The following is a 12,563-nucleotide window of genomic DNA, read 5'->3' as shown; positions in this document are numbered from 1 at the left end:
TTGTTGCGTGTTTAAGCAACTAATTTAGCAAACATTTACGAACCTGTGAATATTCCGCAGGAATTTTCGCAAGTAGGCTAGAACCAAGCAATTAAATATACACGGAGTTAGCTGTAGTAATTTTTTTCATTCCGATTATTGTTATAATAATTCCAACTCCAAATGATAGCCAATAATAAATGTCAAAATTATAACCAATCAACCAATTGTCATAAGAGATTCCAATATTGTTTGTCGTAACTATAATTAGGTTTGCAATAAAATGAAGCATTATGCAATAACCAATTTTTTTAATTTTCAAATATAATATTCCGAGTATAATTCCGCTTATGAAAGTCGGTATTAAATGATTAGGGGTTTCAATATGCATTATTGAAAAGCAAATACTTGAAATAATTATTGCTGAAATCGGTTTATTCTTTTCTAATAATTTACCCAACAAAAATTTTCTATAAAATAGTTCCTCGACTATTGGTGCTATTAATAATGTGGAAATTAGACTGTAAATTAAAGCAATATTATTTTTAGAATCAACAAAGGTATCTTTTGTTGAAATTCCTTGATAATATTCCATTATTTTATTGAAATCCCAAAAAGGTTTATTTATAAGAAACAAACCAATTCCAATTATAGGTAAATACAAATATATTCGATGATTATAGTTCTGAACTTTAAGAGCTTTTTTTAAATCAAAATTTGGTTTCCAAAATAAAAAATAAATGAGCAAAAATGCTCCAACAATAGATGCAATTTTAGTTATTCCAAGTATATGAGTAAAATCATCTGGTTTTCCATTTAAATATTTAATTGGAATTTGTATTGCTAATTGGATTATTGTCCAAAATATAAACGCTAAAACTGTATATAAAAATGCTTTAATTATACTCATTAAGTTTTTCTGTATGATTTGTTTTTTATTACAGCCAACGGTCTTGTATATGAAAAGTAGCGTTTAAGTATTCAATACTTTTCTCTTTGCCTAAAGATATTAAAAAAGCGCAAACCATTATGATTTGCGCTTAATTAGCTGTTTTTTATATACGTTGTTAGCAAACGTTTTATTCTATTTAGTTTGTAGCGAAATTAGCTATACTAGTTCCGCCATTTGTTACTGTATTGTCAGCATATTTTACGTATGGCCTAAAATAGTATTGAGTTCCTGACATTAGAGGTTCTGCTACAGCAGAATAACTAGTAATTACAATAGTACCTTCGTTATGTATACCATCAAAATTCTCAATTGCATTTATACTACTGCTAGTGAAATCGCTATTTACACTATATTCAACACCAAATTCTATAGGCATTTCTTTAACAACATTATTAATATTTAATGTTACTGTGATAAAGTCTGTCTGAATTAAAAACGCGTCTGATTCTATATCTAAAGTAACATTTCTACTAGTACTCGCATCAACATCAGTACTTGCTTGTATCTCGTTTCCATAGAAATGAGTGCCATCACTGTATTCAAAATAACCTCTTATAAAATAAGTTTGACCACTTGTTAAATTTTCTATATAACCTGTTGCATCAGAATTATTACCAGATATACCTGAAGTATTATTAGCACCAACTTCAGGGTTAGATGAAGTACCATAAACAAAACCTCTGTCTGTTACTGTCCCAAAACCACTATCTTCTTGAAAAGTTCCCGAAACTATTAGATTTACAGTCCCATCAAAATTTATAAAAAAATCTGTGTTGGAATTAGTTGTAAAGTTACTATTAACTGTTGGTGGATTCATAGAATCATCATCGCTAGAACAACTAAATGTTAAGCTTAAAGTTAATAAGCAAATTACTGTTTTAAATAAATTTTTAATTTTCATTTTTTTTAATTTTTAGCGCACTTTTGCGCAATTATTTATTTTGTTATTTTGGTTTTACTAAATACTTTAATTAATGTATAAATTGTAATAAACTGAAGTAGTGGAAAAATAATAAGTAGGTCTACCCTAAATGCATCTTTGTTTTTTATAAGACTCCATTCTGTTACAAGTAATTCCCAAGAAATGAAAAGAATCCAGATAAAGATTATTACCATCAAAGTCAGTTTATTAGTCTTCATAATTCTAATTCTTGATTTGCTGGTGCAAAGATACGGCCAAGGACTATTTTTTAAGTCTTAAAAAAGGCTTGTTGAGTCTAGAAAACCGTTTTCTAGACTTATTACATAATTATAGACTCGTGTAGTTTTGTGGTAATATGTTGTTTTTAAACAATGTAGGTGTAAGGGAAGTGTGTTTTTTAAAAACACTATAAAATGTTGCTTTTGAGCTAAATCCTGAGTCAAAAGCTATTCCTAACATATTTAAATGATTGTTTGAAGTATCTAATAATAACTTTTTTGCTTCTTCTACTCGATAATGATTTACAAATTGATTAAAGTTTTTGTCAGACTCGTCTCGTATGAGTTCCGATAAATTCCGTTGCGTTATTTTAAGTTTTAAAGACACATCTGCTAAAGATAAATTGGGCTCTAAAAATAATTTTTCATCATCCATTAATGCAATTAACTTTTCATAATGATCTTTATTATTAGTTTTTAATCTATTATTGGTTTCATTAACATCACTTTGTTGATGGTCTATCTTTTTAATACTAGCGATTTTAGTAACAAAAAGCTTAGACTGCTTTATACCGGAAATCCCTATCCAGAAAATAAAAACGACATTAATTATTGAAGTGGCTGGATAGATGTAATCATCATAAAATATTCCTTCTAAAAAAAGTGAAGACAATATAATAATCAGAAAGGTAAACAGAAACATAAGAACACCCTTTGCCCAAGTGAGTAATTTTCCTTCTGTATTTGAGTAAAATTCTTCAACTTTTGTTTTTTGCTTATTAATGAATTTAATAGTTAGAAAGATATAATATATTGAATAAGCAAATGATAATATTTCAATCAGAGACAATACATTAGAAAAACTTTCTGAATTATGCAATTTTACTTTTGTACCCACACTTAGCATAAAAAGTACTGTATAACTTATAAATTCTAGTATTCCAGGCAAAAGGATGAGTACAATTTTCTTTTTAGTTAAATTAATATTAGAAATTCCTTTAACATATATATAGAATAAAGGAAGTATTAAATAAAAAAAGTTAAATGGTAAAAACAGCAACCAAGGTTCAGATTCAAGAATGTTTAAATCGTGAAGGATTGAGTTTAAGAGTTCTGCGCAATATGCAATTAAAAATAAGCCTAAAAAAAGCTTGGGTTTTATGCGTCTGCCCTCGATTATTAATACCAAGCCTAAAAACACACCTTGAACTAACCCGAGTATATCGATTAAACTGACAATGTTATAGTTAATTTCCATTTACGTAATTATGAATAGAATTCTAGGAATGAATAATGTTGATTCTAATGTTTGCTAACGTATTTGTGTATGGTTAGTTGCGTGGTTTAGCAAGTAATTTAGCAAAAATTGAACGAACCTGAGAAAATTCCAGCGGAATTTTCACACGTAATCTAAAAAAAGCAATTAATTATACACGGTGTTATATGCTGTTTAATCAGTAGTTTATTCAATTTCACAGATATCATAACATGATTTTTTCCACAAGTATAATTTTCAATCTAATTTGGCTCTTAAAAATTAATAGAATCTTTTACTATAGTTAGCATAAATTCTATTTTATTACAATTTACCTTGTCTTTCTTTTAAAAGAAAAAATCAGTAAACTTAACAACAGTATTGCACCAACAATTAAATAATATTTTAAATAACTAGCAGTTTCTGTGGTGATATTAAAAGATGAAGCAGTGTTGTCTGTAATTGCTTCTTCCTTTTTTCCGTCCTTGTTTACATACCAATGATAGTTTTTTTGAGAGTTACTCTGTTCAAACATCATGGTATTTGAAACTTTACTAATATCTGAACCCTCGAATATTAATGTGTAACGTGTGGCATGGTTATGTTCTTCATTATTCTTTTCAAGAACAACTTTTAATAAATGTAATTGTCTGTCTTTTGTGTCAAAAACTTTTAACTTCTCTTTGGTGTAACGTAAAAATATGTTATTAATTTCTTCTATTGTTTTAGCATTATTATAATTAGAATCGAATGCAATTAAGGCATTTCGAATACTCCATGAAAATTCAGCATGAATTATAGTTTGAGTACCTTCTGTTGTAATATCAAAATAAGCTATATCAGAATCATGTGCATACGTAAAAGGTATACACATGATAAAGAATAAACATGATAAATATAATTTATACATATTTGATTCGTTTTTTAAGATTTTTTTTAATTCCCTGGCCCTTGTTGGAAGTCATCAGAAGGTGTTCCTCTAAAGTATCTTGGGATACTTGGAAAAGAATCACCATCAGTCAATATATAATAAAATGTACCATTAGGAAACTCAGGGGTTACACCTGTTCTTCCATTCGCCTCATCAAGAGTTCCAAGTCCATCAACATACTCGTAATCTGCAGAATATGCACCATTGTACTCAGAACAAGGTGCCGATTCACCATCTCCAGGTCTATTACCTGATAACAATTCATAACTTGAGGTCATTTCTATAACAGCAGAGCTACTATCATCAGCATCAGTATATGCGTATTTATAATAAATAGGATATCCATCAGCAGCCCATCCAACTTGTACCATTTCAGTTCCGTCTGCATCTGCAACTAAATCATATAATGTTGGTGTACCATGATGATGATATTTACCAGTAGGTTGAACATGTGAGTAGTTACAGTCTAAACCTATAGGAACATTTAATGCTTCTAAATTCCAATCCCAATTTACATCAGGATCCATAACTCCAAGATCACTATGTGGCCAAGGTTCAGCTGCAATAGGGTCTAATTCAACACCATCTAATAAGACACCAAAAATATATTCAGGACCATTATCGCCCTCTAGCGAAATTAAATTTCCTGTAAGTTCAGGATCTGTAGTTATTGTATAAGTTTCATTCTGTTCGGTAATATCTCCATTAATAAAGGTTCCTACTAAATGATCAGGAATACTATTGGTTGTGATAACCCTATCAGTTCCATCAATACTAATTGTTACAGATGAATCAAAAGCTAATTGTGTATCACAAACTCCACTTCCTTCTGCCAATTCTTGTTGAACACAATCAGCAGTGTCAGTTTCCTCATCTGTATCCGAATTATTATCAGAACTACATGATTCTAAACCTAAAGCCATTATAAAAAGTGATAAGGATAAGGCAATAAAGCGCATTGATGTTAGTTTAATTTTCATAACTTTATAAGTTTTAATTTAATATATTCTATTTTAGATGTCTTCTTATTAAAAATACCTTGTGCAAGTTAGTTTTTTTTAAATTTTTTTATGAGGTTTTCTTTTTTTTTAATAGCATATAACGTGTTTGTGTATGATTTCGTTGCGTGTTTAAGCAATAAAATTAGCAAATAATCAGAGATAGAAAATTCCAGCGGAATTTTCGTAAGTAGGCTATAATTAGCAATGAATTATACACATTGTTGGCAGCCGTGCTTTTTCTTTTTTCAGCATCTTTTTGGGTCGTAATCCCGTTTAAATTTCATCTCAAATTATCATTACCAACTTTCTGTTAAATTAATTAAGCAATAAACACCAATAATTAGAGAACAAATACTTGCTCCTAATAGCTGAAAATCATAGTATGATTTCAACTTATATTTATTTAACGTCAGTTTTCCTAGCCAAATTCCAAAAGTGATTAAACTTATACCTAAAAGTAAATTTATTATTATGCTTGTTGTCATTTTTACTTCATTATTTATCCATTAATTACATTACTGAAATAGTGTTTAGCTCTTGCTTTTACATTATAATTACTTCGCTGTGTTTGGAATTCACACATTGTAAAATTCCGACGTTGCTTTTTAAAACCTTAATTCGTCGCAAACATTTCGGTTAAAAATTCATACGTTGTGATTTTTAATTCAAAGTTTTAAAATTCCGAACTTGATTTCCATAATTAGCTCAAAATTCAGTTTGAGATAAGAACGGGTTTTGAACAGGTTTTGGCTTTTCAGGCATTGCTGCCAACGGTTTTGTATATGGTTTGTTGCGTGGTTTAGCACGTAATTTAGCAAATAAAAACCGAATAGAAAATCCGCGAGGATTTTCGCAAGTAGGCTAGAACCAAGCAATTAATTATACACGGTGTTGGCAACTGGCTTTTTATTCTATATGATACCATTTATACTCTTTTCCGTTCCAAAATATAATTCCGCCACCGTGAGACTCCTCAACGCCCATATAAATTCCGTTTCCAATTAGTTTAAAGTTCTGGCTTTCGTCTTGTCCGATTATATCTCCTGTTTCTTTATCAACTAAAGTCGGTGATATAACTTGTCCTTTTGGTAAAGTTTCGATAGTTTCAATCCAATCAAGGTTTTTTATTCCGTTTATTTCATTTCCAGCACCAAAAATAGAATAATCAGTTTTTTCATTATTGTGAATTATCAATACTCCGAAATTACCGTTTTCCAAATTTATTAATGTGGAAGCAAAATCTTCTTTTCCATCTCCATTGAAATCTCCAAATATTATTTCATCATAGACTATTTTTAAACTATCAGGAATTTTGGCGTTTTTAACAAATTCTGGTAAAGTTTTTTGAATATCTAATTCCGTAGGCACATAATCTGTTACTATAGAATTTGAACTATTTTCATTCATAACAGTGTCCATTTTTTCGACTTTTGATTTTTTGGACTTCAATTCAGGATTTGATTGGTTTTTACACGAAATCAAAGTTAAAATCAGAAGCAATATGTACAATGTGTATCTCATTTTTTAGCTTGTTGCCAACGGTTTTGTGTATGGTTAGTTGCGTGGTTAAGCAACTAATTTAGCAAACATTTACGAACCTGTGAATATTCCGCAGGAATATTCGCAAATAGGTAAGAACCAAGCAATTAATTATACACGTTGTTCTATGCAGTTTTTATTCAGATTGTTTAATGTCAAACTCAATATTCCAACGTTTTAAATAATCTTGTAAAGGTTCAAGTCCCATTTCCGTTCTCCTCTTATTTACAGTTTCTGGATTTGCAAGGTCGTATAAAATCCATTCATTCTCATTTTGAATTACTTGAGTTCCGTATACTTGAGGTAAGTCATCGTTCATCATTGTTCTATCTTTCATCAAAGCAATTTGCGATGCTTTTAAATCTCCATTTTTTGCTGATTTTTCTAAAAGTGGTAAGTATTTTTTTCGATTAGCATTGTCTCCATGTTGGAAAACTACCCAAACTGCGCTCATTTGCACATCGCTAACTACTTCTAATGTAGGCATTCCACATTTTTCAATTAAACTAACTACTGTTATCAGATTTTCTTTATCTATTTTAGGGTTAATTTCTCCTCCATTTGTTCTCATTCCTTGGTCACTATCAAAAACATTTTGCAAAATTTCCGGCACTTTATTGCAATTAATATCTATCAATTCTAATGGTTGATAATTTTGATCCTTACAAGATGAAAGGATTATAAATAGGCTAAATATCAAAAGTTTGTAATTCATTCACGGTGTTTTTCAAATTGCATAGAACGGTTTTGTGTATGGTTAGTTGCGTGGTTAAGCAACTAAGTTAGCAAACATTTACGAACCCGTGAATATTCCGCAGGAATATTCGCAAGTAGGCTAGAACAAAGCAATTAATTATACACGGTGTTGTGGTGTCGTACTTTTTATTCATTTATTCTTTCTGTTATTATTCTCCCAAAGTCAGTTCCTAAATTATCTAAAAGTCCAGAATGATGACAATAGTAAACAGTTCCGTTTTTTTCTTCCTCTTTGACAGCTAATATGCCATCATCAAATTCCGCTAAATGTAAGTAATTTCCATCGTCAAGTCCTGTTGAGTGTATTTCGGATATTCCGAGTATGCAACAATCTCCGAAATCAACTCCCTCGGATTGTTTAATAATGTCTAGATATTCTATTGGTAACTTTGAGTCAATTCTCTTAATGTAATTCTCTAAAAATTCAGCTCTAATTGGTTCAAAAACTTGATTTATAGATTGTATATTATTTAGCTTTCCAAGAAGTCCATTAAATTTAGGAATTGATTTAAGTTTTTCTTTTTTGAAAGTGCTTTGAGCAAAACTATTTGGGTCATTATTTATTTTCTTGCTTGTAACGCTTATTGTTGATGTTTTCATAATAGACTTTGGGTTTGGTCTGATTTTCCAGCCCCAAATTCGTCCGTCATAATTGTCAAATTCTATATGATATTTTTCGTTATTGGTTTTAAATCGGATTGTTGCGAGTTTACTTTCATCTTTTCTTTTATATCGTAAGTTGTCCGAAAGTGGGTTTTCGTTGTCTCCGTAAAGTTCCATTGACATACTTTTTTCCCAATACTGTCTCCATTTTTTTTTTGGTTCAAAATATTCAATTTGAGCTTTTAATTTAGTTTGAATCTCGGAATCAAAAAGTTCATAAAGTTCGGTAAGAAGATTTTTTTCCAAAGTCGTAAATCCCTTATTATTAAATTTTGGTCTTCTTCGATACGAAGCAATAAATAGAGCAAGAAAAATCATTCCGATTATTCCAATTAAAACTCCTAATATTATTAAAATGCTCTTCATTCAGGTATGCACCACAACGGTTTTGTGTATGGTTAGTTGCGTGGTTCAGCAACTAAGTTAGCAAATAAATCACAGATAGAATATTCCGCAGGAATGTTCGTAAGTCGGCAGTGACCAAGCAATTAATTATACACGGTGTTGTGCTCTCGCTTTTTTTATTTCAAATATATTTATTAGCATTAATCATCTTTATGCTTTTCTCCATTCCAATGAATTGTATCTTCAATTGTCCAATTTCCGTTCAGTTTGATACTATCTCCAATTTTTACAATGTAAGTTTTTCCATTGTATTCAATTTCTAAGTGAGTTTTCCCAATTTCTATAAGTTCTGGATCAGAATCTGACCTTTCATTAAATACTGTTTTTGAATAGGCAATTTCGGACCAGATTATTCCTTCATTTTCTCCGTCTTTTATAGTTTCTATAAAGCTTAGCGCAATTTTTTCAGAATACATTGAGTATACTTTTTCTATTTCTTTTTCATCAACCTCTTTATTCAATTTCTTCATCATTTTATGAAAAGCAAAACTTAATTCTGATTTGGTTGCTTTAGCTTTCTCAAATAACACAGAATCTTTTTTTACTAAAGCTTCAAAAACAATTTTTCCTAGTTCTTCAGGATTGTCATTTTTTTGCCCAACTACTTGAATGCTAAAAAAAAGATAAAATAGTAATAGAAAAAATTTCGCTAGTTGCATGTTTCTTGATTTTTTTAAGTGGTGCACAACGTGTTTGTGTATGGTTAGTTGCGTGGTTTAGCAACTAAATTAGTAAACTTTCACGAACCTGTGAATATTCCGAAGGAATATTCGCAAGTAGACAAGAACAAAGCAATTAATTATACACGGTGTTGTGCATAGTTTTTTATTTCGTTTTGATATAATAAATTTCTTTTAATTGACCATTATATAGACCTAAATGTCCAGTTTTTCCAGCTTTATAAAGTCCGATTATTTCGACTTTTTTTCCATTTATTCTTTTCCACACGCTATCTAATTCGGTTGCTGGTTTGAATGAATTAATCCAAATTTTTTCTGATTTTGAAAAAATTCCTTTGTTTTCTAAATCGAGATGTAATTCGCCAACGATTTTTAGAGTGTCATTGTCAAATCCCGTTGGATTTTGCATTAAATCACTAATGTTCATCAGTTCAATTTTTTGCGAAAGTTCTGTATTTCCAAATTCGATTTTATTTGAATTACAAGAGATTATTAGTCCAATAAAGATTAAAATTTTGATTTTAATTTTTCCCATAATGAACTTTCTCTAATATTAAGCTTATTAACCGATTCAGCTATTTTTTCTACTTTTCTTGTTTCGTGATTCCAGAAATATAGTTGGTCAGTCAGATTTCCATTTCCGTTATGAGTCAAGATTAATTTATTTCCAAATCCGTCCGCACCAATAGCGATTCCATTTTCAGGAAATCCATTCCATTCACGAGCATTTTTAGTTTCAAGTCCGATGTGATTGCAAGTCCGACTTATTCGTTTTCGGTCAGATTTATCAAAGAAAGGATGTAGTTCAAATTCAAATTCGCTGGAAATCAATAATTCTCCACCATTTAATTTAATCTTTCGATTTTTGAATTCAGTCGGAAATTTTACATTTAATTCCGATTCAGTTTCTTCTATGTATTTTTCGTCAACTGGAAATGGCATTTCGAGGTTTTGTTAAATTATGCACAACGTGTTTGTATATGGTTTGTTGCGTGGTTTAAGCACCTAATTTAGCAAATACAAACCGAATAGAAAATCCGCGAGGATTTTCGTAAGTAGGCTAGAACTAGCAATAAATTATATACGGTGTTGTGCGCAGGCTTTTTCAGCTGTTTAATTGATTTTCTACATTTTTTTCCAACTCACTTTGCTTAAATTCAAACCAACTTTGTCTAAATTCAGAATGGTCTATTTTATGCTTAAAATTCTGAAAAGGCTTTTTGTTTGTCAAAACATTCTCTAATTCCATTTGAAGTTTTTTGTCAGTTATTTGCTCAACAAATCTCTCCATAATTTTAAAAGACTCAAAACTATCCAAAACTTCAATTTTGATAAAATCAGCTTTGTGTTTATCTATCTTTTTTATACTTTCTTTAAAAGACTCTTTAAATTCTTCATCATCGAATATTTGCGAAAAATTCGGTAATGCTAAAATTTCGCTGGTCTTAAAATTATAATAGCAGTCATTTCCACAATCCAATTCTTGCGCAATTTCTTTAATGATATTTGATTGGGAACTTTTCATTATTTAATTAAATCATTTTGTAAATAAACCACTTCTACTTTTTTCCAAAAAGCCAAGTTAATTAAACCAGTTGTACTTCCGTCAATCCAATTCCCGTTTTCGTTAGATTGTACAGTCCATTTTACTGGTTTTCCTCCTTTTTTGGTTGTTTTTAATCGGCAATCTTTGGAAAGTCCGAACGCAAAACAATTCAGAGCATCAATTTCGTTATCAAATTCCTCGTGCCAAATATCAAATGCAACAGTATAATTATCGTTTTCGTTTGAAGTCAACGAAACTGAAAATCCATTCTCATTATTTTCCTTAACGATTATTGAATTTTCATTCAGTTCATATTCGGAATTCGGATACTTTTTTAGTCTTTCAATTATTTCGCTTATTGCTTTGTTCATCGGTTTTTTCAGCTTGCGCACAACGTTTTTGTATATGGTTTGTTGCGTGGTTTAAGCATCTAATTTAGCAAATAAAAACCGAATAGAAAATCCGCGAGGATTTTCGTAAGTAGGCTCGAACTAGCAATAAATTATATACGGTGTTGTGCAACGTATTTTATTTAATTATTTCAAAGTATAAATCATTAATATCTTCTGTTACTTGAATTGGAAAATTATCATTCCCATTTAAATCTGCAATTACAGTCGTCGAGGGATGACCATAAGTATTAGTCAATCCTACTGATATTGGACAGAAATAATTTTTATCAGATATATCAGTCGATTTATAAGTTTTTATATCTCCGTGATGAGGAATTTGAATTGTACCAACTAAATTCCAATATCTTCTATAAATATTGCTTATGTTAACCTTATTAAGGTCTCCATCTCCAGTATATATACAAGAAACTCTATTGTTATGTTTTTTCAAAATTGAAAATGGAAAAGGAATTGGGAAAAACGGTTTTATATATCTTTTAATAGATAAATTAGTCTTTTTTTGTTCCAATGGTCCAGAATATAAAAACATTGAATTTTGGTTTATTTTGCCACTTAATTTGTTGTAAATCGAACGTAATTTTGTTCTATTTGTAATTGAATACGATAAGTCCTTTTTTAATTTTGAAACATCGATTGAATGCTTTTTTAATAGGTCTAATAATTCTTGATTTCTTGTTTTGTATTCATAATTATATGGAATAAAAATCCAGTTAGAACCTTTTCTGATTTTAGTTCCACTTGCTATTGATTGGTTATTTTCAAGTGCTTCTTGTTCTAATATTAAATCATTGTTTATTTCTTCGTTTTCTGAAGGCTCAACATAAATTATTTTAGTTTTTTCTCCAAAAAATTGATTAGGCTCAGTAATTAATGGAACAATACTATTGTCAATATTTTTATAGAAATTCGTTAGCAGAAGTATTTCCTCTGGATTTAAAAGAGGCAAGACAACCATTTCAATGTTTGCGCAATGATTTTTGAGTACTTCAATTCTATTAACGTGGTCGCTATCAAAATGAGAGATAAATAGAATATCTATTACATCTTCCTTCTTAAAACTTTGCTTAACTAACATTTCAGATTGTTTGGTTTTTTTCCAATTTCCACAATCAAAAACTATATTAAAGTTTTCGTGTCTTTCAGAGTAAAATGCTCCTTGTCCAATAGGATGAAATATTCTTTTAATCATTTATTTTGGTTGTTCTGGTATATGTTGCACAACGTGTTTGTGTATGGTTAGTTGCGTGGTTTAGCGACTAAGTTAGCAAAAATTGACCGAACCCGAGAAAATTCCAGCGGAATT

Annotated in this window: 14 protein-coding genes; all 14 read right to left on the bottom strand. The window is 30.0% G+C overall.

Translation table 11 applies throughout. From position 1 onward, the window contains the following. Window positions 1-91: 91 nt before the first annotated feature. The 14 genes from HM986_RS00070 to HM986_RS00005 all read right to left on the bottom strand — a co-directional run bounded on the left by HM986_RS00070 (window position 92) and on the right by HM986_RS00005 (window position 12,449). A complete protein-coding gene (locus HM986_RS00070) occupies window positions 92-889 on the bottom strand; it encodes a CPBP family intramembrane glutamic endopeptidase (protein ID WP_179333049.1) in 798 nt (265 codons plus the stop codon). Between the two features lie 178 nt (window positions 890-1,067). Next, window positions 1,068-1,832, bottom strand: coding sequence for a hypothetical protein (locus HM986_RS00065; RefSeq protein ID WP_179318813.1), 765 nt, complete (start codon window positions 1,830-1,832; stop codon window positions 1,068-1,070). 348 nt (window positions 1,833-2,180) lie between these two features. Next, window positions 2,181-3,329 carry a helix-turn-helix domain-containing protein gene (locus tag HM986_RS00060; protein WP_179333048.1) on the bottom strand — a complete coding sequence of 383 codons (1,149 nt, stop codon included), beginning with the start codon at window positions 3,327-3,329 and terminating at the stop codon, window positions 2,181-2,183. 328 nt (window positions 3,330-3,657) lie between these two features. Then, the gene (locus HM986_RS00055) at window positions 3,658-4,200 is read right to left on the bottom strand and encodes a hypothetical protein (RefSeq protein ID WP_179333047.1); all 543 of its coding nucleotides are present in this window, start codon (window positions 4,198-4,200) and stop codon (window positions 3,658-3,660) included. A gap of 62 nt (window positions 4,201-4,262) precedes the next feature. Beyond that, a complete protein-coding gene (locus HM986_RS00050) occupies window positions 4,263-5,237 on the bottom strand; it encodes a YHYH protein (protein WP_179314827.1) in 975 nt (324 codons plus the stop codon). Window positions 5,238-6,164: 927 nt separating this feature from the next. Next, a complete protein-coding gene (locus HM986_RS00045) occupies window positions 6,165-6,677 on the bottom strand; it encodes a hypothetical protein (protein WP_179333046.1) in 513 nt (170 codons plus the stop codon). A gap of 256 nt (window positions 6,678-6,933) precedes the next feature. Next, complete coding sequence (locus HM986_RS00040) at window positions 6,934-7,512, bottom strand: DUF6624 domain-containing protein (RefSeq protein WP_179333045.1); 579 nt, start codon at window positions 7,510-7,512, stop codon at window positions 6,934-6,936. A 167-nt stretch (window positions 7,513-7,679) separates the two neighbouring features. Then, window positions 7,680-8,582: a hypothetical protein gene (locus tag HM986_RS00035; protein WP_179333044.1), complete on the bottom strand. Its 903-nt coding sequence runs from the start codon at window positions 8,580-8,582 to the stop codon at window positions 7,680-7,682. 179 nt (window positions 8,583-8,761) lie between these two features. Next, the gene (locus HM986_RS00030; protein WP_179333043.1) at window positions 8,762-9,280 is read right to left on the bottom strand and encodes a hypothetical protein; all 519 of its coding nucleotides are present in this window, start codon (window positions 9,278-9,280) and stop codon (window positions 8,762-8,764) included. 166 nt (window positions 9,281-9,446) lie between these two features. Beyond that, window positions 9,447-9,836, bottom strand: coding sequence for a hypothetical protein (locus HM986_RS00025; protein WP_179333042.1), 390 nt, complete (start codon window positions 9,834-9,836; stop codon window positions 9,447-9,449). Further along, entirely contained in the window at window positions 9,809-10,243 is a 435-nt protein-coding gene (locus HM986_RS00020) for an SMI1/KNR4 family protein (protein ID WP_179333041.1), read from the bottom strand. The genes HM986_RS00025 and HM986_RS00020 overlap by 28 nt, the downstream gene beginning before the upstream one ends. Before the next feature lie 163 nt (window positions 10,244-10,406). Further along, window positions 10,407-10,826 (bottom strand): UPF0158 family protein, encoded by a 420-nt coding sequence (locus HM986_RS00015; RefSeq protein WP_179333040.1) that lies wholly within the window; start codon window positions 10,824-10,826, stop codon window positions 10,407-10,409. After that, a complete protein-coding gene (locus tag HM986_RS00010) occupies window positions 10,826-11,218 on the bottom strand; it encodes a hypothetical protein (RefSeq protein ID WP_178985155.1) in 393 nt (130 codons plus the stop codon). The genes HM986_RS00015 and HM986_RS00010 overlap by 1 nt, the downstream gene beginning before the upstream one ends. A gap of 157 nt (window positions 11,219-11,375) precedes the next feature. Then, window positions 11,376-12,449 carry a ComEC/Rec2 family competence protein gene (locus HM986_RS00005; protein WP_179333039.1) on the bottom strand — a complete coding sequence of 358 codons (1,074 nt, stop codon included), beginning with the start codon at window positions 12,447-12,449 and terminating at the stop codon, window positions 11,376-11,378. Window positions 12,450-12,563 lie beyond the last annotated feature (114 nt).

This window comes from Winogradskyella costae (genome assembly GCF_013403865.1).
Classification (GTDB): Bacteria; Bacteroidota; Bacteroidia; order Flavobacteriales; family Flavobacteriaceae; genus Winogradskyella; species Winogradskyella costae.
This window is presented reverse-complemented; position numbering and strand designations above follow the sequence as displayed.

Bases quoted from the DNA above. Each gene is read 5' to 3' on its own strand.
- HM986_RS00060 (WP_179333048.1), bottom strand. From the start codon at position 3,329: ATGGAAATTAACTATAACATTGTCAGTTTAATCGATATACTCGGGTTA.
- HM986_RS00055 (WP_179333047.1), bottom strand. From the start codon at position 4,200: ATGTGTATACCTTTTACGTATGCACATGATTCTGATATAGCTTATTTT.
- HM986_RS00020 (WP_179333041.1), bottom strand. From the start codon at position 10,243: ATGCCATTTCCAGTTGACGAAAAATACATAGAAGAAACTGAATCGGAA.
- HM986_RS00065 (WP_179318813.1), bottom strand. From the start codon at position 1,832: ATGAAAATTAAAAATTTATTTAAAACAGTAATTTGCTTATTAACTTTA.
- HM986_RS00010 (WP_178985155.1), bottom strand. From the start codon at position 11,218: ATGAACAAAGCAATAAGCGAAATAATTGAAAGACTAAAAAAGTATCCG.
- HM986_RS00015 (WP_179333040.1), bottom strand. From the start codon at position 10,826: ATGAAAAGTTCCCAATCAAATATCATTAAAGAAATTGCGCAAGAATTG.
- HM986_RS00005 (WP_179333039.1), bottom strand. From the start codon at position 12,449: ATGATTAAAAGAATATTTCATCCTATTGGACAAGGAGCATTTTACTCT.
- HM986_RS00045 (WP_179333046.1), bottom strand. From the start codon at position 6,677: ATGGACACTGTTATGAATGAAAATAGTTCAAATTCTATAGTAACAGAT.
- HM986_RS00025 (WP_179333042.1), bottom strand. From the start codon at position 9,836: ATGGGAAAAATTAAAATCAAAATTTTAATCTTTATTGGACTAATAATC.
- HM986_RS00040 (WP_179333045.1), bottom strand. From the start codon at position 7,512: ATGAATTACAAACTTTTGATATTTAGCCTATTTATAATCCTTTCATCT.
- HM986_RS00035 (WP_179333044.1), bottom strand. From the start codon at position 8,582: ATGAAGAGCATTTTAATAATATTAGGAGTTTTAATTGGAATAATCGGA.
- HM986_RS00070 (WP_179333049.1), bottom strand. From the start codon at position 889: ATGAGTATAATTAAAGCATTTTTATATACAGTTTTAGCGTTTATATTT.
- HM986_RS00050 (WP_179314827.1), bottom strand. From the start codon at position 5,237: ATGAAAATTAAACTAACATCAATGCGCTTTATTGCCTTATCCTTATCA.
- HM986_RS00030 (WP_179333043.1), bottom strand. From the start codon at position 9,280: ATGCAACTAGCGAAATTTTTTCTATTACTATTTTATCTTTTTTTTAGC.